This window comes from Erwinia tasmaniensis Et1/99 (genome assembly GCF_000026185.1).
Classification (GTDB): Bacteria; Pseudomonadota; Gammaproteobacteria; order Enterobacterales; family Enterobacteriaceae; genus Erwinia; species Erwinia tasmaniensis.
The window spans coordinates 3,553,817-3,573,892 of the sequence record NC_010694.1 but is presented as its reverse complement, the minus strand read 5'-3'; the positions used below and the strand labels follow the sequence as shown (position 1 = coordinate 3,573,892).

General features: G+C 55.3%; 21 protein-coding genes and 1 pseudogene. 18 read left to right on the top strand and 4 right to left on the bottom strand.

The window, feature by feature from the left end; genetic code table 11:
- Positions 1–53 precede the first annotated feature (53 nt).
- The 12 genes from pilM (at position 54) to trpS (ending at position 9,951) form a co-directional block, all read left to right on the top strand.
- Positions 54–881 carry a pilus assembly protein PilM gene (pilM, locus tag ETA_RS17255; RefSeq protein WP_012442887.1) on the top strand — a complete coding sequence of 276 codons (828 nt, stop codon included), beginning with the start codon at positions 54–56 and terminating at the stop codon, positions 879–881.
- Complete coding sequence (locus ETA_RS17250) at positions 881–1,429, top strand: PilN domain-containing protein (protein WP_012442886.1); 549 nt, start codon at positions 881–883, stop codon at positions 1,427–1,429. Before pilM ends, ETA_RS17250 begins: the two co-directional genes overlap by 1 nt.
- The gene (locus ETA_RS17245; protein ID WP_012442885.1) at positions 1,422–1,922 is read left to right on the top strand and encodes a HofO family protein; all 501 of its coding nucleotides are present in this window, start codon (positions 1,422–1,424) and stop codon (positions 1,920–1,922) included. The genes ETA_RS17250 and ETA_RS17245 overlap by 8 nt, the downstream gene beginning before the upstream one ends.
- Positions 1,912–2,316 (top strand): HofP DNA utilization family protein, encoded by a 405-nt coding sequence (locus ETA_RS17240; protein ID WP_012442884.1) that lies wholly within the window; start codon positions 1,912–1,914, stop codon positions 2,314–2,316. Before ETA_RS17245 ends, ETA_RS17240 begins: the two co-directional genes overlap by 11 nt.
- Positions 2,237–3,481: a DNA uptake porin HofQ gene (hofQ, locus tag ETA_RS17235; protein ID WP_042959190.1), complete on the top strand. Its 1,245-nt coding sequence runs from the start codon at positions 2,237–2,239 to the stop codon at positions 3,479–3,481. Before ETA_RS17240 ends, hofQ begins: the two co-directional genes overlap by 80 nt.
- Positions 3,482–3,871: 390 nt before the next feature.
- A complete protein-coding gene (gene aroK / locus ETA_RS17230) occupies positions 3,872–4,393 on the top strand; it encodes a shikimate kinase AroK (protein ID WP_012442882.1) in 522 nt (173 codons plus the stop codon).
- Between the two features lie 52 nt (positions 4,394–4,445).
- On the top strand, positions 4,446–5,528 hold the full coding sequence (gene aroB, locus ETA_RS17225) for a 3-dehydroquinate synthase (RefSeq protein WP_012442881.1): 1,083 nt from the start codon (positions 4,446–4,448) through the stop codon (positions 5,526–5,528).
- A gap of 96 nt (positions 5,529–5,624) precedes the next feature.
- Positions 5,625–6,605, top strand: coding sequence for an SPOR domain-containing protein (locus ETA_RS17220; protein ID WP_012442880.1), 981 nt, complete (start codon positions 5,625–5,627; stop codon positions 6,603–6,605).
- 118 nt (positions 6,606–6,723) lie between these two features.
- A complete protein-coding gene (gene dam, locus ETA_RS17215) occupies positions 6,724–7,545 on the top strand; it encodes an adenine-specific DNA-methyltransferase (protein WP_012442879.1) in 822 nt (273 codons plus the stop codon).
- Between the two features lie 37 nt (positions 7,546–7,582).
- Complete coding sequence (gene rpe / locus ETA_RS17210) at positions 7,583–8,269, top strand: ribulose-phosphate 3-epimerase (protein WP_012442878.1); 687 nt, start codon at positions 7,583–7,585, stop codon at positions 8,267–8,269.
- Entirely contained in the window at positions 8,253–8,930 is a 678-nt protein-coding gene (locus tag ETA_RS17205; RefSeq protein ID WP_012442877.1) for a phosphoglycolate phosphatase, read from the top strand. Before rpe ends, ETA_RS17205 begins: the two co-directional genes overlap by 17 nt.
- 16 nt (positions 8,931–8,946) lie before the next feature.
- Positions 8,947–9,951 carry a tryptophan--tRNA ligase gene (gene trpS / locus ETA_RS17200; protein ID WP_012442876.1) on the top strand — a complete coding sequence of 335 codons (1,005 nt, stop codon included), beginning with the start codon at positions 8,947–8,949 and terminating at the stop codon, positions 9,949–9,951.
- Between the two features lie 81 nt (positions 9,952–10,032).
- Here trpS and ETA_RS17195 read toward each other — a convergent pair whose 3' ends face one another.
- Entirely contained in the window at positions 10,033–10,476 is a 444-nt protein-coding gene (locus ETA_RS17195; protein WP_012442875.1) for a hypothetical protein, read from the bottom strand.
- Between the two features lie 140 nt (positions 10,477–10,616).
- Between ETA_RS17195 and ETA_RS17190 the strand changes: the two genes are divergently transcribed.
- A complete protein-coding gene (locus tag ETA_RS17190) occupies positions 10,617–11,894 on the top strand; it encodes a cytosine deaminase (protein WP_012442874.1) in 1,278 nt (425 codons plus the stop codon).
- Between the two features lie 74 nt (positions 11,895–11,968).
- Positions 11,969–12,324, top strand: a pseudogene (locus ETA_RS20495) (YybH family protein).
- Positions 12,325–12,492: 168 nt separating this feature from the next.
- Here ETA_RS20495 and tsgA read toward each other — a convergent pair.
- A complete protein-coding gene (gene tsgA / locus ETA_RS17180; RefSeq protein WP_012442873.1) occupies positions 12,493–13,677 on the bottom strand; it encodes an MFS transporter TsgA in 1,185 nt (394 codons plus the stop codon).
- Between the two features lie 274 nt (positions 13,678–13,951).
- Here tsgA and ppiA point away from each other — a divergent pair, with 274 nt between their 5' ends.
- From ppiA to argD, 3 genes are all read left to right on the top strand, one after another.
- A complete protein-coding gene (gene ppiA / locus ETA_RS17175) occupies positions 13,952–14,524 on the top strand; it encodes a peptidylprolyl isomerase A (RefSeq protein ID WP_012442872.1) in 573 nt (190 codons plus the stop codon).
- A 60-nt stretch (positions 14,525–14,584) separates the two neighbouring features.
- Positions 14,585–15,163, top strand: coding sequence for an aminodeoxychorismate synthase component II (locus tag ETA_RS17170; RefSeq protein ID WP_012442871.1), 579 nt, complete (start codon positions 14,585–14,587; stop codon positions 15,161–15,163).
- Between the two features lie 84 nt (positions 15,164–15,247).
- Positions 15,248–16,465 carry a bifunctional acetylornithine/succinyldiaminopimelate transaminase gene (gene argD / locus ETA_RS17165; protein ID WP_012442870.1) on the top strand — a complete coding sequence of 406 codons (1,218 nt, stop codon included), beginning with the start codon at positions 15,248–15,250 and terminating at the stop codon, positions 16,463–16,465.
- 44 nt (positions 16,466–16,509) lie between these two features.
- On the opposite strand, the gene ETA_RS17160 is transcribed toward argD, so the two are convergent.
- Entirely contained in the window at positions 16,510–18,588 is a 2,079-nt protein-coding gene (locus tag ETA_RS17160; protein ID WP_012442869.1) for a YccS/YhfK family putative transporter, read from the bottom strand.
- Between the two features lie 62 nt (positions 18,589–18,650).
- Entirely contained in the window at positions 18,651–19,283 is a 633-nt protein-coding gene (crp, locus tag ETA_RS17155; RefSeq protein WP_012442868.1) for a cAMP-activated global transcriptional regulator CRP, read from the bottom strand.
- 365 nt (positions 19,284–19,648) lie between these two features.
- Here crp and ETA_RS17150 point away from each other — a divergent pair, with 365 nt between their 5' ends.
- Complete coding sequence (locus ETA_RS17150) at positions 19,649–20,056, top strand: OsmC family protein (RefSeq protein WP_012442867.1); 408 nt, start codon at positions 19,649–19,651, stop codon at positions 20,054–20,056.
- Positions 20,057–20,076: the final 20 nt, after the last annotated feature.

Genomic DNA, 20,076 nt, shown 5'->3' with positions numbered 1-20,076 from the left:
CAAGCCAGTACCTTGGATATGTCCTTTTAACTGACGATAAGGAGATCGCGTCAATGGCTTTTAAGACATGGCAAGTCGGGCTGGATATTCAAAACGGGCAGCTTTGTGCTCTGGGCATCCAGCGCCATCGCAACGGCTGGCAGCTGCGTCACTGGTGGCAGCATACGTTGCCGCAAGATACGTTAAGAAATGGCCTGGTGCAACGTCCGGACGCCCTCGTGCCATTACTCCAACGCTGGCGTAGGCAATTACCTGGCCGGATCTCGTTGCGGGTTGGCTTTCCACCGCAGCTGGTGATGCAGCGCCAGCTTGCCCCGCCGCCAACAGCGCTACGTGAACCGGATCGTAGCCGCTATATTATAGCCGCCGCGCGCCGATTTTTCCCCATAGCGCCCGAAGAGCTGGCCTTAGACTACCGCACAAGCGGTGATGAGGCGGGCTCGCTGTACGTCACTGCGGCCCGTCAGGAGGCCCTGCAAAGCTGGCTGGACTGCCTGCAGCAGGTCTCACTCACGCCTGACGTGCTCGAGCTAACCCCGGCAGCATTGTTCGCACTGGCCCGGACACTGGGGCTGGAGGCATCTGCCGCGTTGGTGCATCGGCTAAGCGATCACTGGCTATGGTATGCGCCTCAGCAAAACGATCGGCCCTGGGGCTGGTGCCCACTTGCCGAAGCGCAGGACTTCACCCAGCTGCAACGGCGCTTTTTGCCTCATAGCAGTACCGTTTGGTACAGCTCAGCGCTGACGGAAGCGGTGCCAGCGGGCACCCGTGCGCTGGCACCGCTCAGCGTTTTGCGCAGCTACCAGCCACCTTTACCTGCCTGTGACGGGGCTTTTGCCCTGGCGACAGGACTGGCGCTGCGCCCGGAGGACTGCTGATGGTTTGGGTAAACTTGTTGCCCTGGCGGCGTGCAGAGCTGAAAAAACGCTGGTCCTTCTGGCGGCTGATTGTGGGGGGGCTGCTGCTAATCCTGATCGCCGGGCTTTGCTGTGGTCAGTGTCAGCGATGGCTGAATCAGCAGCATGTCACGACGTTGGCATTGTGGAATACGGCATTAAAAAGCGCTGTGGCTCTGTGGGGCCAGATGCAGAGTGCTTCCCAGCAATCCACCCGCCTGCAACGGCAGTTGGAGCAGCAGCAGCGTCGTCAACGGCAGTGGGATCTGTGGCTGAGCTTTGCCCGTACGCTGGGGCACGATTTTCCGGCAGACGTATGGCTGTATACATTGCGTAAAACCCCTCTTGGCCTGGAAGTGCAGGGAGCGACTCGCCGTATCGGTGCATTACACCAGCTACGCGATGGATTACGTGCCAGCCCGCTGTTCGACGCGGTGAGGCTGCAACAGGTTGAGCGCGTCAAAAGGGGAGAAATGACATTCACACTGCAGGCCCGGCTGGTCGTTTCCGGAATGCCCAATGATGAATAATCGCTGGCTGATGGCCTGGCTTCAGCTGGAACCGGGGTGGTTACGTCTGACCAGCTTCTGTGGGGGGGCTCTGCTGCTCACGTTTCTGTTGTGGTACGGCTGGCTTTATCCGGCACGGCGTCAGCAGCAGCAGCAGGAACAGCAGCTGCACCAGCACATCCTTCAATATCAGCAGCAGCTACGGTCGCTGGCCGTATTACCACCGCTGACCGTTTCTCAGCGGCGGGTGAACTGTTTACAACGGCTGTTGCTGCCGGCGACAGCGGTAGATCTCTCTCTGCCTGCTCTGCTCCTTACCAGCGGCGCGGAGTTAGAGTACTGGCATCCGACCGAACACGGTGGAAAACTGGCCGTCACCCTACAATGGCCCCAGTTTGCCGGGCTACTGAACTATCTCTCTGAGTTGCGGCCGGTGCCCGCTTTTCCCGCGTTCAGCCTCAAGCGTGAAGAGGCGAAGCTGCGCCTGATGATGGAGCTGATTGATGAAAGCTAAACTCGCCTGCGCGCTACTGACGCTGATGATGTTTTATAGCCGGGCGCGTGACCCCTTTTTCCCTGCCCCAGCCGGCCATTGTCAACCTCTCACCGGTGCAGATAGCGCCTGGCGCTTATTGGGAGTCATCGGCAAATCGGGACATTATGATGCCTGGCTCACCGACTCCGCAGGGGCTGCGTTACGGCTTAAGACCGGCAATCTACTGCCCGGAACAGTATGGCGAATCGCCCGCATTGACGCGCGCAGCGCTACCCTCATCCCATTTAAGGATTGCCTGCCGCCGCAGCGGCTGGCGCTAAAAGGACAATACGATGCTCAGGATAATTTGTCTGTGGATGGCGTTAATTACCCCTTTGTCAGCAGCGCAGGCCCCGTTAAGCCTGGCTTTTGACGATGCCCCGGTGGCCCAGGTACTACAGGCATTGGCAGACTACCAGCAGCTTAACCTGATGGTGGCTCCTGGCGTAAAAGGCACACTTTCCTTGCGGCTAAAAGATGTTTCCTGGCGGCAGGCACTGCGGCTGGTGGCCAAGCTCGGCAAGCTCGATATGGAACAGCAGGAAAATGTGTTACTGGCATTTCCCGAAGGCTGGCAACAGGAGGAGCAACGCAAAACGGCAGCCCGGCTGGAAGCACAGGAACAGATGCTGCCGCTATTTAATCGGAGCCTGACGCTGGTACATGCAGATGCAGCAGCGGTCAATACCAGCTTACAAAACGAGCGTACAAGATTAATGTCGGCGCGCGGCAGCGTCACTTTGGACAGCCGTACCAACAGCCTTTTGCTGCGCGATACCGAGAAAGCGCTCACGCAAACCGAACGCTGGATACGTCAACTGGATGTGCCGTTGGCGCAAATCGAGCTGGCGGCGCAGATTGTTACCATCAGTGAAGAGAGCCTTCGTGAGATGGGGGTAACCTGGGGAATGAGCGGCGAAGCACAGGTGTCTGATGCGCTGCGCACCAGCCAGCTGCGTGTGGAACTCGCCACGGGCCGGCCTGCCGGGGTTGCCGGTTTTACCCTGGCAAAACTGGATGGTCGCCTGTTAGCGCTGGAATTGAGCGCTTTAGAGAGTGAGCACCAGGCCGATATTATCGCCAGTCCGAGGCTTTTTACTTCACATCAGCAGACGGCAAGTATTAAGCAAGGTACTGAAATTCCATACGAAGTATCAACCGGTAACAGCGGCTCTACCACGATGGAGTTCAAGGAGGCAATGCTGGGAATGGAGGTGACGCCTGTGGTACAGCCCAACGGACGGATCCTACTAAAACTGCATATTTCTCAGAATGTCCCTGGGCGCAATATGCGTAGTGGGGAGAATGAGGTACTGACTATTGATAAGCAGGAGATTGACACGCAGGTGATACTGAAGGATGGTCAGACGCTGGCGTTGGGCGGAATATTTCAGCAGCAGAGCGAATCCGGCAGGACAAAAGTTCCCTGGCTGGGGGATATCCCTCTACTGGGCGCCCTGTTTCGCCACGATGTTCGCCAGCAAAAAAGACGCGAACTGGTGATCTTTATCACGCCGCGTCTCATCCGTAGTGATTGAAAAAATTTGGCGGCAAATGATGAATCCCACAGTTTTTTCCCGAATTGGTCACGGTTGCGTTTGACGCAAGGGCGGAATTAGCTTACAAGGTTTAGCGATTTTGAATAACGGGCCTGGTGCCCACAGCAGCGAATGCTATTTAACCGTTTTTTATCGTGCGCAACCGGCGTAGCCGATGCAACCACATCCGGCTGATAAATGAAGCGGACTGAAACGCGCCAAAATATCGTGCGCAATGGGCAAGGTAATTTAATCGGTTGCCAAAACACCTTCAGTGTTGAGATAATTTCCCGTCTGATTCTCGCACTATCGCTCATGAGGTTTCAGTTCATGTCCTGTCTGCTTTAAGGCGGGGTATCATTAACGAATTGTCTTAGTAATACCGAAAAAATGGCAGAGAAACGCAATATCTTTCTGGTTGGGCCTATGGGTGCCGGCAAAAGCACTATTGGGCGACAGTTAGCTCAACAACTCAACATGGAATTTTTCGATTCCGATCAAGAAATTGAGCGACGTACCGGAGCGGATGTGGGCTGGGTTTTTGACGTCGAAGGCGAAGAAGGCTTTCGCGATCGCGAAGAAAAAATCATCAATGAACTCACTGAAAAGCAGGGCATTGTGCTGGCGACAGGTGGCGGTTCCGTCAAGTCGCGCGAAACGCGCAATCGTCTCTCCGCTCGTGGCGTAGTTGTCTATCTTGAAACGACTATCGAAAAACAACTGGCGCGCACTCAGCGTGACAAAAAACGTCCGCTGTTGCAGGTGGAATCTCCACCACGTGAAGTACTGGAAGCTTTAGCTGATGAACGCAATCCTCTGTATGACGAGATTGCTGATGTCACTATCCGCACTGACGATCAAAGTGCCAAGGTAGTGGCTAATCAGATTATCAATATGTTGGAAAAGAGCTGATTAAAACTCCGGTCGCCCACCCGTGGGCGCAGCAAAAAGGTGATACAGCGTCATGGAGCGGATTACCGTAACTCTTGGGGAACGCAGTTACCCCATTACCATCGCCGCCGGGTTGTTCTCCGATCCGACCTCTTTTTGGCCGCTTAAAGCGGGCGAACAGGCTATGCTGGTGACTAACCAGACGCTGGCACCTCTTTACCTTGATACGTTATGTGCCCGGCTTGAGGGCGCAGGCGTAATCGTCGATAGGGTTATCCTGCCGGACGGTGAGCAATACAAAACCCTGGCGGTTATGGACCAGGTGTTTAGCGCACTGTTAGCTAAGCCACACGGACGTGATACCACGCTCATTGCGCTGGGCGGGGGGGTCATTGGCGATTTAACCGGTTTTGCCGCTGCCAGCTATCAGCGTGGCGTGCGGTTTATCCAGGTGCCAACAACACTGCTGTCGCAGGTGGACTCATCCGTTGGCGGTAAAACGGCGGTTAACCATCCGTTGGGCAAGAACATGATTGGTGCCTTCTATCAGCCTGCTGCGGTCGTGGTCGATCTCGATTGCCTGGATACTCTGCCCGCGCGCGAGCTTTCCTCCGGGCTGGCGGAAGTGATTAAGTACGGCATTATTCTCGACGGTGATTTCTTTAGCTGGCTGGAAAAGAACCTCGATGCGTTACTGGCGCTGGACGGCACGGCGATGTCCCGGTGCATTCGACGCTGTTGTGAATTGAAAGCTGAAGTGGTCGCAGCCGACGAGCACGAACATGGCCTGCGTGCATTGCTGAATCTCGGCCATACTTATGGTCATGCTATCGAAGCGCATATGGGCTACGGTAACTGGCTGCACGGCGAAGCGGTAGCGGCAGGGATGGTGATGGCGGCCAGAACCGCCGAACGTCTTGGGCAGTTCAACCCACAAGATACCGATCGCATTATCTCCCTGTTGCAGCGTGCCGGTTTACCCGTAAAGGGGCCGGAAAGCATGACGGCGGAAGAGTATTTGCCGCATATGATGCGCGATAAGAAGGTACTGGCTGGCGAGATGCGGCTGGTTCTTCCGCTGGAAATCGGCAGAGCTGAACTGCGCAGAGGCGTTGCGCATGATATCGTTCTGGCATCCATTCGGGATTGTCAGTAGCCTTAGCTTATTCTGAGCCGGGGATCCTGGCCAGGACTGAAATATGCGCCGTCCACAGGATTGTGGCGGCATTGCCGCTCTATGGGAGGAGGTTAAATGGACGAGTTTAAGCCGGAAGACGAGTTGAAACCTGACACCAGTGACCGTCGTCCGACGCGATCACGTAAAGCGTCTGCCGCCCCAAAATTGCCGATCTCCCGTCAACATATGATGATGGGCATTGGCATCCTGGTGCTGTTGTTGCTGATGCTGGGCATTGGGTCGGCGCTAAAATCACCGGACAATGGCCACAGCCAGGGTGCACAACAGGTGCAAAACCCTGCGGGCAGTCGCGGTGAGAAGAGTATCGATCTTTCCAATAGCTCGTCGATGAGCGGGCAGTCCGGCCAGCCGTTATCCGCTGAAAACAGTCCCGCAGGCTCAATGCAGGATGCGACACCTCCTCCGATCTCTTCTACCCCCACTCAGGCACAGCCCGTACAGACGCCCTCTGGGCAACAGCGTGTCGAGTTGGCGGGCGATCTGAATAGCGCCTTGAGCGGTCAACAGGGCCAGGTAGATGCTGCGGTACAGGACAACAACACCTCGCTGCCAACGGCAGCGGCAACGGTCGCGCAAGGGGCCGAAAAACCGCGTCAGGCTGTCGGTAGTGTACCGGCCGTGCGCGGTACGCCGTCACATCAGCAGAAACCAGCCGTGGTGCATCGCACCACCGTGAACAAATCGGCGGAGAAAGAAAGTAAGCCTGTTGCATCGTCTGGGAAAAGCTTGTCTTCTGGCAAAGCAGTGGCGCCAGCCAGCCATAGCGGCAGCGTACCGGGCGGTAATTTTACACTACAGCTAAGCAGTGCTTCCCGGGCCGACTCGCTCAACGCCTGGGCCAAAAAGCAAAATCTGAACGGTTTTCACGTCTATAAAACCACGCGTAATGGCCAGCCATGGTATGTGCTGGTAAGCGGCTCTTACGCGACCTCTGCGGAGGCTAAAAAAGCCGTTGCGACGCTACCGTCAGAGGTTCGTGCCCAGAAGCCGTGGGTAAAACCGGTTAGTCAGGTTAAAAACGAAGCGAATAAATAAAATTCTGCCGGGGCAACCCGGCATTTCCTGAAGTGTGTGTGCCTTGGCATGCAGCATTTAAAGCGCAGATATGCTGTCGGTATAGCCACAGCCTTACGAGTAAGTAATTAACGACGGCATGAAAAAAAATCGCGCTTTTTTGAAGTGGGCTGGTGGCAAATATCCGTTACTTGATGATATCAAAAGCCATCTCCCGGAAGGAGACTGCCTTATCGAGCCGTTCGTCGGTGCCGGATCGGTGTTCCTCAATACGCAATATCCACGTTACATTCTTGCTGATATCAACAGCGACCTGATTAATCTCTACATTATCGTTAAAGAACGTACCGACGAATTTGTCCTCGATGCGCGCGCGCTCTTTACCCCGGAAACCAACGATGCCGACGTCTACTACGTCTACCGGAAAGAGTTTAATCAGTGCCGCGATGCCTATCGCCGCGCAGTGCTGTTCTTGTATCTTAACCGCCACTGTTACAACGGTTTGTGCCGCTATAACCTGAGCGGAGAGTTCAACGTCCCGTTTGGCCGCTACCGTAAACCTTATTTCCCGCAGGAAGAACTGTACTGGTTTGCTGAGCGTGCGCAAAATGCGACCTTTGTCTGTGAATCTTACGATGTTACGCTAGGTAAAGCGCGTCAGGGGTCGGTTGTCTACTGTGATCCTCCCTATGCGCCGCTTTCTGCGACGGCGAACTTTACCGCTTATCATACCAATAGCTTCAGCATGGCCGAGCAGCAGCATCTGGCAGAACTGGCCGTTCGGCTGGCACAGGAGAGTGGTATCACCGTGCTGATCTCCAACCACGATACGCCGCTGACCCGTCAGTGGTATCAGGGCGCGACGACGCTGCAGGAAATTAAAGTACGTCGTTCGATCAGCCGAAGCGGCGACAGTCGTAGTAAGGTCAATGAACTACTGGCTTTGTATACTGGCCGGTGATGAAAGCCTGGCAGCAGGCATAAACAGGGAGAAACGGATGAAACAGTTTTTAATTGCCCCATCAATTCTTTCCGCAGATTTTGCTCGACTGGGAGAAGATACCGCCAGGGCGCTGGCTGCAGGCGGCGATGTCGTGCATTTCGACGTGATGGATAATCATTACGTTCCCAATCTGACGATGGGGCCAATGGTGTTAAAGGCCCTGCGCGATTATGGCGTGACCGCCCCGATCGATGTCCATCTGATGGTGAAGCCGGTTGACCGCCTGGTGCCTGACTTTGCCAAAGCGGGTGCCAGCTATATTACCTTCCACCCTGAAGCCTCCGAACATGTTGACCGTACTTTGCAGCTGATCAGGGAACACGGCTGTAAAGCGGGACTGGTACTGAACCCGGCAACGCCGCTTAGCATCCTCGACTATGTGATGGATAAGCTGGACGTTATTTTGCTGATGTCGGTGAATCCCGGCTTCGGTGGGCAATCCTTTATCCCCGGCACGCTGAACAAGCTGCGCCAGGTGCGCGAGCGGATTGACCATAGCGGCTATGATATACGACTGGAAGTGGATGGCGGCGTGAAGGCCGACAATATTGGTGAGATCGCTGCCGCAGGGGCCGATATGTTTGTTGCCGGCTCGGCAATTTTTGGTCATCCGAACTACAAGAAAGTTATTGATGATATGCGTACTGAACTGGAGAAATCTCGCCATGGGGCATTTCACTGATTACCGTGCGCTGGCTTTCGATCTGGACGGTACGCTGACAGACAGCGCACCGGGACTTGCCAGCGCCGTAGACGGTGCGTTAACCGAGTTAAACCTGCCCGCCGCTGGCGTTGCGCGCGTGTCGACCTGGATTGGTAACGGCGCAGATATTCTTATCGAGCGCGCATTGAGCTGGGCGCTGGGCCATGCCCCACAGGCTGATTTACTGCGTGAAGGCCGCCAGCTGCTGGACAAACATTACGCGAACAGTGCGGACGGCGGTAGCCAGCTTTATCCGGGGGTAAAAGAGACGCTTGCCTCGCTGGCTGAACGCGCCGTGCCTATGGCTCTGGTCACTAACAAGCCCACCCCTTTTGTCGCTCCGCTGCTGCAGTCGCTGGGTATTGCTGACTATTTCTCACTGGTGATCGGTGGCGATGATGTGGTGGCGAAGAAGCCGCACCCGGCGCCGCTGTTCCTGGTGCTTGGCCAAATGGGCCTGTTGCCGGGTGAGCTGGTGTTTGTTGGTGATTCACGGAATGATATTCTGGCGGCACAGGCGGCGGGATGTCCCTGTATCGGCATGACTTATGGCTATAACTACGGCGAGTCAATCGTCGCCAGCCAGCCTGACCTCACACTCGATCATTTTAACGATTTGTTGCCCGCACTCGGGCTGTAATTATCAGGACGCAAACATGAGCAAACCCATCGTATTTAGCGGCGCACAGCCTTCAGGTGAACTGACCATTGGTAATTATATGGGTGCGCTGCGTCAGTGGGTACGGATGCAGGACGACTTTCACTGCATTTACTGCATTGTCGATCTGCACGCGATCACCGTGCGGCAGGACCCGGTGGCCCTGCGCAAGGCAACGCTGGATACGCTGGCGCTTTATCTGGCCTGCGGAATCGACCCACAAAAAAGCACCATTTTTGTCCAGTCGCACGTCCCCGAACATACCCAGCTCAGTTGGATCCTCAACTGCTACACCTATTTCGGTGAACTGAGCCGCATGACCCAGTTCAAGGACAAGTCGGCGCGCTATGAAGAGAACATTAACGCCGGCCTGTTCGATTATCCGGTGCTGATGGCGGCCGACATCTTGCTTTACCAGACGACTCAGGTGCCGGTAGGTGAAGACCAGAAGCAGCATCTGGAGCTGAGCCGTGATGTTGCTTCACGTTTTAACGCGCTGTACGGCGACATCTTTAAGATACCAGAACCGTTTATTCCTAAATCCGGTGCGCGCGTGATGTCGCTGCTGGAGCCGACCAAAAAAATGTCGAAGTCCGATGACAACCGCAACAATGTTATCGGCCTGCTGGAAGATCCGAAGTCGGTAGTGAAAAAAATTAAACGTGCGATGACCGATGGCGATGAGCCGCCGATCGTGCGTTACGATATCAAAGAGAAGCCCGGCGTTTCGAACCTGCTGGATATCCTGTCGGGCGTGAGCGGAACGCCGATAGCCGCGCTGGAACAGCAGTTTGCTGGCCAGATGTATGGCCACCTTAAAGGCGCAGTCGCAGAGGCGGTTTCCGGCATGTTGAGCGAGTTACAGGAGCGTTATCATCGTTACCGTAATGATGAAGCTTTCCTTGAGCAGGTGATGCGCGACGGGGCAGAAAAAGCCCGTGCTCAGGCGCAGGAAACGCTGAAGAAGGTATATCAGGCTATCGGTTTCGTCGCCCAACCCTAGTCGTGGTTTGACGAGCGGGCCCAAAACACAGGGCCCGCCGCCGTGAACCAGCCTGACGATCGTTTTATCGTGTTACCCGGCTTAATCCACCACCTTCTTCAGTGACAGAATAGCACCGTCATACCAGAACAGCGTCAGCATGCCGTTTTCCGGCCGCGTCACAACCGCTCCTGCACCGGGCCCCCAGGGTTCGGCACCGCACAGAACAGTAAACCCGTCATCGATCTGATAACCCTGTTCGGGGTCATTCTTCCCGGCCACGGTCAGCGTGGGCTTGTGCAGGCAGTTATCGATGGACGGATCGATCGGTCGCTGCGGCGTACCTTTATTCCACACGATCTTATCAGCTGAAAACGTCACTTCTGCGCCCATATACTGCGGATCGTTATCCACCACTGCCTGCACCGGGCTGTCGGCGACCTTGACGGCGTCAACCTGCCAGGTTCCCTGCAAGCTGCTATAGTCGGGTGTTGCAGCCAGCAACGGCTGGGTGACCAGCAGGCTGGCGAGGATCAATTTTTTCATGATTTTCTTCCTTGTGTCAGTTTAAGAGGATGAACGCGCCCCGTCTGTTAACGGTTGGGAACCCATACCGAATATTCCCGCCAGGCATGAAAAGATGCCAGGATGAACAAACCAGCTTAATTTATATCGGAGGGTGTGCCATGCAGCCAGGATTAAAATGGATTAATCATATTCGCCTGCCGGATCGTGAAGGGCTGTGGCAGCTTGAGATCCATCAGGGAAAAATAGCGCGCATCGCGCCGCAGCCGCCTGCCTGCACCGACGGGGCGGCTCTGGATGCCGAAGGGGGGCTGGCATTTCCCCCGTTTATTGAGCCGCATATCCATCTTGATACCACCCAGACAGCCGGTGAACCGGCATGGAATCAGTCGGGAACGCTGTTTGAAGGGATTGAACGCTGGGCGGAACGCAAGGCGCTGCTTACCCATGACGATGTGAAGCAGCGCGCGAAGCAGACGTTAAAATGGCAGATCGCCAACGGCATCCAGCATGTGCGTACCCATGTTGATGTGTCTGATCCAACGCTAACCGCGCTGAAAGCCCTGCTTGAGGTGAAGCAGGAGATGGCTCCCTGGGTGGATATCCAGCTGGTGGCATTCCCGCAGGAAGGTATTCTGTCTTACCCTAACGGCGAAGCCTTGCTGGAGCAGGCGCTACAGCTGGGGGCGGATGTGGTCGGGGCGATCCCCCATTTTGAGTTCACCCGCGAATATGGCGTTGAGTCGCTGCACAAAACCTTCGCGCTGGCGCAGAAGTATCAACGCATGGTGGACGTACACTGCGATGAAATCGACGATGAGCAGTCACGCTTTGTTGAAACCGTGGCCGCGCTGGCGCATCGTGAAAAGATGGGCGCGCGTGTCACCGCCAGCCACACCACCGCCATGCACTCCTACAACGGTGCCTACGCCTCACGTCTGTTCCGTCTGCTGAAGCTGTCCGGCATTAACTTTGTTGCTAATCCACTGGTCAATATCCATTTGCAGGGGCGCTTTGACAGCTATCCGAAACGCCGTGGCATCACCCGGGTGAAAGAGATGCTGGCAGCGGATATCAACGTCTGCTTTGGCCATGACGATGTATTCGACCCCTGGTATCCGCTCGGCACGGCCAGCATGTTACAGGTGCTGCATATGGGGCTGCACGTCTGCCAGCTAATGGGCTATGAGCAGCTGGATGCCGGGATAAATCTGGTGACCGTCAACAGCGCCAGAACCTTACAGATAACGGATTACGGCATTCAGGTTGGCAACAGTGCGAATCTGGTGATCCTGCCGGCCGAAAGTGGGTTCGATGCGCTGCGCCGTCAGGTGCCGGTGCGCTATTCCATTCGCCACGGACGGGTGATAGCGGAAACCCCACCGGCGGTCAGCCAGATTTATCTGGACAGCAGTGAGCCGATTGATTTCAGGCGCTGAAAGAGCAGATGTGGCATACAAAAAAGTCGCGCCTGTTACGACCCTAAGGAACCAATAATAGAGATAAGCACAGAATAAGGCAGATTATTGAGGCATGCGACAAGGCTATCTCAACCAGAGATGTCGACGCGCTTATGGTGCACTATGCGGACGAAGCCTCTTTGGTGGTTAAGCCGGATATGATCGTTCAGGGGAAAGATAACATCCGCAAAGTCTTCATCGCGATTTCTGACTTCTTTCAGGATCGACTGCTCGTCAAATAGGGGGCATGCAGGTTATTGAAGGTGGTGGCAATGCGCTGGTTATCATGGAAACGGTTCTTTGCTTCCCTGATAGTCAGGGTGGCACGGTTGAGACAACACACCGGGCAACCTATGTTTTCCGGCAAGAGGGCAACGGTCACTGGCTTTGCACCGTTGACAATTCATAGGGTACAGCCCTGCTGGATAGAGATAACGCCTGAAACAGCATATTGCGGGTAGCGAAGCGGTTTACGGCAGGCTGTCTGGCACAGCGCTGATAAAAAAAAGCCGCCCGGTCAGGCGGCTTACGCTCTTTTCGTTCTGCCGATGGGGGTCGGTTCAGAACGGCCGTTCCGTCAGTGCGGATCCATATGTCCGTGCTGCTTGTGCTTGCTGACGAAGCCGAGCAGCAGACACATCAGGAACACCACGGCATAAAGGCTGTTAGTGGTGGCCAGTGCCGCATGGAACCCGGCTTTATCAACGATAGGGCCGGTGACCACAAAGGTCAGCATGGTACCGATGGTGCCGCAGGTCAGGATAAAGTTCACCAGCTTCGGTGACGATACCTTCGTCTGCAACGAGCCAAGAGTAATGATGGTGGTATAAATGGCGCTGGAGAAGAAGCCAAGGCCCATGATTATCCACTTCAGCATGGAGGCATCGGTGGTGTTAATAAACCAGTACATCAGCAGCGTCGACGCCAGCGCCAGCGCGGTGACGATACGCTGCGGATCGAAGAAGCGTAGGATGGCGCTAAACGCCCACATACCGATCATATAGGCGGTCCAGAAATAACCCACCACGCTACCGGCCTCGGTAATGTCCATTCCCATATTTTTAGTCGCGTACTGCGGCACCCAGCCGATAAAGCCCAGCTGACCAAGGATGTAGCACAATGCGGCCACGGCGAGCAACGCAACGCCCAGGCCCCACTTCTCTTTCGCTACCGGCTGTCCCTGAACGGCTTTCTTGCCCAGCTGCGGGAATTCGAAGCACAGTGCAAGAATAAAGATCGCCACATAGATTACCCCGATACAGGCGTACACCCAGTACCACGGCAGCGATCTTGCCAGAATAGCGGCGGCAATAATGGGGAACAGCGTACCGGCCATGCTGAAGAACGAGTCGGTAAACAGCAGGCGGGAGCCGCGTTGACGCCCTTCATACAGGTGGGTAATAAGGAATGTACCGATGGACATGGTAATGCCGCTGACCACCCCAAGCACAAACATGCACAGGGAGAAAACGCTCAGACTATGGCTGTTCATCAGGCCGAGTACCGCCAGAACCATCAGCACAAAACCAAAGATTAGCTGGCGCTTAAGCGGCACGATTTCCATCAGCCAGGCATTCAGAAACACGGCCAGCAGGATGCCGGCGTTAAGGAAAGTAAAAGTATTGCTCATTTGAGCGACGGGCAGCTGGAAGTAAGCAGCAATATTCTCCAGTACCATACCGGTAACGATAACCACTGCACCGGTCAGCGCGTAGGAGAAGAAGCTGATCCAGGTAAGCCCAATGCGATCGCGATTTGTCATAGTGGAAACCTGTTGAGAAAGAAGTTTTGCAGGCGGAATGCCTGTGTGAACCGGGGAAGTTTAACGATATTCGTGATCTGCTTAAATCTTTGCTGAAACATATTTTTTCATATTTCATCAATAACGTGATCGAAGTCACCATTCATACCCTGACGACAACGTTTGCTTCCCAGGTAGCGCCGGGTAAATAACGGTAAACCGCTGGCGCGTTGGTGAGTGCCTCTTTACAATCATTGCTGATTCTATGATTTGTTGCCTCAGTAAGGATTCCATCATGTTGAAACGCACTTTGACCGCGGTGGCGACAGTTCTCGCCCTGTCTTCGATCTCTGTCTCCGCTCTTGCCGCTAAGGGGGATGCGCATGTACTGCTGACCACTTCAGCGGGCAATATTGAGCTGGAGTTAAATAACCAGAAAGCACCGGTTTCGGCGAAAAACTTTGTGGACTACGTCAATAACGGTTTCTACAACAACACCATTTTTCATCGTGTGATCCCAGGCTTTATGTTGCAGGGTGGGGGGTTCACTGCCGATATGCAGCAGAAGCAGACGGGCGCACCGATTAAAAATGAAGCAGACAACGGGCTGTTGAACAAACGCGGTACTATCTCTATGGCGCGCACCGCCGACAAAGACAGCGCCACCAGCCAGTTCTTTATCAACGTTGCCGATAATGCCTTCCTCGATCACGGCCAGCGTGATTTTGGTTACGCGGTATTCGGTAAAGTAGTGAAGGGGATGGACGTAGCGGACAAAATTGCTCAGGTTCAGACCAAAACCTTCGGCCCTTACCAGAATGTTCCGGTAACACCGGTTGTTATCCTGTCGGCTAAAGTACTGCCTTAATTAACCGACCGCCTTCTCTGCCGGGCCAGCTTCCGCTGGCCCGGTTGTAATGGACCGATCATGCTGCTGCTTATCGACAATTACGACTCCTTCACCTGGAATCTCTACCAATATTTTTCTGAACTGGGCGCAGAAGTCTGCGTGCGGCGCAACGATGAAATTACCCTCGCTGACATTTCCGCGCTGTCGCCCCAGCAGCTGGTGATCTCCCCCGGTCCCTGTACCCCGAACGAAGCGGGGATCTCTGTTGACGCCATTCGTCATTTCGCCGGCCGGCTGCCGATCCTCGGCGTTTGTCTCGGACATCAGGCCATCGCCCAGGCATTCGGCGCGCGCGTTGAACGGGCACGCCGGGTGATGCACGGCAAAACCTCGGCGATTGAACATAACGATGGCGGCGTATTCTCCGGCCTTAATCATCCTTTGACGGTTACGCGCTATCACTCTCTGATCGTGGCGGCAGACAGCCTGCCCGCTGAATTTGAACTGACCGCCTGGACGCTGCGCGATGACGGGCAGCCCGACGAGATCATGGGTTTTCGCCACCGTACGCTCCCGCTGGAAGGGGTGCAGTTTCACCCGGAAAGCATTTTGAGCGAACAGGGTCACCTGCTGTTGGCTAATTTTCTTAAACGTTAATTAACATTTGCCTTTGTGATTAATTATTCATATTTTATGACTATATTTTCACGCATATAAAAAGACGAAACGGTGAGGTGATAGATGGCTACGGAAAAATTAGCGGTTACTCGGGCAACGTTTGATGAGGTGATTTTGCCTGTTTATGCACCAGCGCAGTTTGTGCCGGTCAAAGGCAAAGGCAGCCGTATCTGGGATCAGCAGGGTAAAGAGTATATCGACTTCTCCGGCGGGATAGCGGTTACCGCACTGGGACACTGCCATCCGGCGCTGGTTGAGGCGCTAAAAACCCAGGGAGAAACCCTGTGGCACACCAGCAATGTCTTGACCAACGAGCCTGCTCTGCGTCTGGCGAGCAAACTGATTAATGCCACCTTCGCCGATCGCGTGTTTTTTGCCAACTCCGGCGCGGAAGCCAACGAAGCCGCGTTTAAGCTGGCGCGCTACTACGCTTCCCAGCGCCACAGCCCGTATAAAAGCAAAATCATTGCCTTCCATAATGCGTTTCATGGCCGCACGCTGTTTACCGTTTCCGTCGGTGGGCAGCCAAAATACTCCGATGGTTTCGGGCCAAAACCGGCGGATATCGTTCATGTTCCCTTCAACGACCTGGCGGCGGTCAAAGCGGTGATTGACGATCATACCTGCGCGATTGTCGTCGAGCCGATCCAGGGGGAGGGCGGCGTCGTGCCGGCCACCCGGGAGTTTATGCAGGGGCTGCGTCAGCTGTGTGATGAGCATGATGCGCTGCTGGTGCTGGATGAAGTACAGAGCGGCATGGGCCGCAGCGGCAAGCTGTTTGCTTACGAACACTACGGCGTGCAGCCGGATATCCTGACCAGCGCGAAGGCACTCGGCGGCGGCTTCCCGGTCAGTGCGATGCTCACCACCAATGAAATTGCCTCAGTGATGGCGCCGGGCGTGCACGGCACCACCTACGGGGGTAACCCGCTGGCGTGCGCGGTGGCCGAAGCGGCGCTGGATATTATCAATACGCCGGAAGTGCTCGACGGCGTGGCCGCACGGCGGCAGCTGTTTGTTGATGCGCTACAGGGGCTGAATGCGCAACGGGATCTGTTCAGCGATATCCGTGGCAAAGGGCTATTGATTGGCGCGGCGCTGAAGCCACAGTATGCGGACCGCGCGCGCGATATTCTTAACGCGGCGGCCGCCGAAGGGGTGATGGTGCTGGTGGCCGGTCACGGCGTGATGCGTTTCGCGCCGTCGCTGGTGATTGAACCTGCCGATATCGCTGAAGGCATGGCGCGCTTCGCCGCGGCCGTCGAGAAAGTGCTGGGCTGAGCGACGATAGCTAATCGTGCGGCGTCCCCTTATTCGGGGCGTCGCTATGACGATTTGCTCGGCCGGTGTACCAGCCAGTGGCCGTGATGCGGGCGCTGACTCCAGGCCAGTGATGAAATGGTATGCATGGTGTTAAGGTGGTCAAGAATACGTTCGACGTGACCCTCCAGGAGGGTCACCGGCCCGTGCTGAAAATTATCCGGCGCCTCCAGCACGTTACTTTCCGAACCCGGGCCATCATATTCCAGCCGCTGTTGGCAACGCTGTAGGGCTATCTCGCAGGACTGGAGGTAGCGTTCTGCCAGCGACGAGGTCAGCATAGTATGTTCCCGCGCCATAATCGTCATTGCATTGATATGCTCAACGATAAGCTGGCTATGAGTCACCCACAGCTTCATATCGGACAGATAGCGGGAATCAAAACCGGGTTCCTGCATTGCCTGATTAAGGGAGTTATATAGCGCGTTATGTGCCTGGTTGACTTTGATACGCTGGTTTGCCAGCCTGCTAACATTCTGCTCATTGCCCAATAGCATCCGCAACGCTTCCTGATAAGCCTCCAGCGCGTCATGTGCGTTCTGGCGCAGCAGCGCGCTCTGCCACTGTGGCCACAGCCAGATATTGCCGCCGAAGGCGATCAGGCAGCCCATCAGGGTATCAATCAGACGCGGTAATAAGAATCCCTCTCCGTTCAGCGACAAAAGCTGAAGGGAATAAACGGCGGTGACCGTAAACCCTACCGTTGCCCAGCCATAGAACTTGCGTAAAAACAGGTAACTGACCAGAGTAATGGCCAGCATTACCAGTAATGTCATCGATTCTGGAGCATGCAGACGCAGGGCCAGCGCGGCCACCGCCAGCCCGGCAAGGGTGCCGAGCGCTCGGTGCTGAATACGCACGCGGGTGGCGCTGTAGCCGTTCAGGCTGACAAACATTACGGTCATCAGTATCCAATACGGCTTCGGCATATTTAAAAACAGCGCCAGCGTACTGGCAAAGGTGAGCATGACGCCGAAGCGGGCGGCGGTTCGCAAAGCGATGGATTTTAGCGACAGATAGCTTTTCAGCGCCGGTAGCAGCGGCAGGCGGCGCTGGCGGTCTGCCATCAGATCGCGGCGGTAGAGCGGGCGTTGGGCGCGCAGCACGCGCCCAATACGGCTGAAATGATAGTAGCAAAAATTACCGACCGGGTTATCAGGGTGCTGGCGGACAATCTTCTCCAGCGCTTCCAGCGGCTGTTCCAGAGTGAAGCGTTTGGGAAAGCGGTGATAAAGAATATCGTCTGCCAGTTCACGCAGGCGCGCGGCGATGCGCTGTGCGTTCCAGCGGATCACCGCCTCGGCGTGACTCTGGCGTACCAGTTTTTTGACGTCTTCAGGCTGATGCAGGCTAACGGCGATATGTTCCTGTAGATCCAGCGCCACCTGGAATGCGCGCATCAGGGGCTGATAGTGCTGGTTGCGGTTGGCTGCCAGCATATGGATCTGTTGGTAACAGGTGGTAATGAGGTCGACGGCTTTCTGTTGTCGGGCGAACAGCGGCGGCATTGCCGTTGAGGGATCGTTCAACTGGTTTAAATGACGATATTTTGCCTCGCAGTAGTCCGCGAGTTCGCGGTAAAGCAGGCTGAGCGTTTCGCGCATCGGCTGCTCTTTCCACAGCCAGAACCAGAACCAGTTAAATACCCCGTACCAGATGGTGCCAAGGATATACAGCAGCGGAGGCTGCCACATCGGCACTCTGCCCGCGAGGCTAAGGGTAAAAATGGCGGCGATCAGCGAAGCGGGCATGAGCCGGCCATGCAGCGGGCTTATCTCACCAGTCACCCCTAACAGCAGCGCCATCGCCAGCAGGATCAGCGGCAGGGGGGCGCCCTGGGCGGCGGCATACTGGATAACAAAACTGCTGCCGGCGAACAGGCTACCGCCAACCACCAGGCGTTTGAAGAAGCGTCTGTGTGGCGTATCCAGCCCGGCATTGTTGCAGCAGGCGGGCACCAGAGAAAACAGCAGGCCTTTTTGTAAATCACCCAGCAACCAGCCAAGCGCGACCGGCAAACAGAGCACCAGCGTTTGCCGCAGGGCATAGTTCACTTCAGGTTGATAGATAATTCTCCGCCACATCAGCCGCACCAAATAAAAAAAAGGCGCGGCAGGGGGCTGTCGCGCCGTGGGTTCAGAAGCGGTTAACGCGTGCCGTAAACGACGATAGTTTTACCGTGTGCAGAAATCAGATTTTGATCTTCCAGCATTTTCAGAATACGACCCACCGTTTCGCGCGAGCAGCCGACGATCTGGCCGATCTCCTGACGCGTAATTTTGATCTGCATTCCGTCGGGGTGCGTCATTGAGTCAGGCTGTTTCGCCAGGTTCAGCAGCGTCTGGGCGATGCGTCCGGTCACATCAAGAAAAGCTAAATTCCCCACTTTTTCCGAGGTGACCTGCAGGCGGCGCGCCATTTGTGAAGACAGGCGCATCAGGATGTCAGGATTGACCTGGATCAGCTGACGGAATTTTTTGTAAGAGATTTCAGCTACTTCGCAGGCTGCCTTTGCACGTACCCATGCGCTGCGCTCCTGTCCCTCTTCAAAGAGGCCCAGCTCGCCGATAAAATCCCCCTGGTTGAGATAGGAGAGGATCATCTCTTTGCCTTCTTCATCCTTGATCAGCACTGCCACAGAGCCCTTGACGATGTAGTAAAGGGTCTCGGCCTTCTCACCCTGGTGTATCAGCGTGCTTTTGGACGGATATTTGTGAATATGGCAATGTGACAGGAACCATTCTAGAGTTGGGTCTGTTTGCGGTTTGCCGAGAACCATTCGCTGTTATCCTCTGTTGTTATCGTGCCTGAATACATCCTGTTTTTCACGCTGCAAGGGTGATGCTTATCTTGCTGTCGCACGTAATAATAGGAATATACGGGAGCTGAATCCCTGCCAGGCGTTGAAATAGTCAAGCGTTCCCGTAGGAAGAAACATGGGCCTTTTTCAGAGCTGGCCGCGTGCCGTTGTTCTGCTTTCACCGACGCTTGAATGCAGGTGAAATTTTACAGCTCCGTTTGTAGCACAGCTTGAGATGGCTGTCTTCTGTTGTCTCGCTTCAGCATAGTCAGAAAAACAGAACGTTGCCGTTTTAGTGACGGCGGCGTACCCTGCTCTAACTGAATGAATTCGAGGATTTTGTTATGCAGGCACGAGTCAAATGGGTTGAAGGGATGACGTTTTTGGGAGAATCCTCATCCGGTCACCAGGTGCTGATGGATGGTAATTCGGGTGATAAAGCGCCAAGTCCGATGGAAATGGTGCTGATGGCCGCCGGAGGCTGTAGCGCCATTGATGTCGTTTCCATTCTGCAGAAGGGCCGCCATAACGTGGCCGACTGTGAGGTGAAACTGACTTCAGAGCGTCGCGAAGAGGCCCCGCGTATTTTCACCCATATCAATCTGCATTTCATTGTCAGCGGAAAAGCGCTGGCGGATAACGCGGTAGCGCGTGCGGTCGATCTTTCTGCGGAAAAATACTGCTCGGTGGCGATCATGCTGGGCAAAGGAGTGGAGATCGGCCACAGTTACGAAGTGATCGAACTGGCCTGATGCAGACCTCCGCTTAGCCG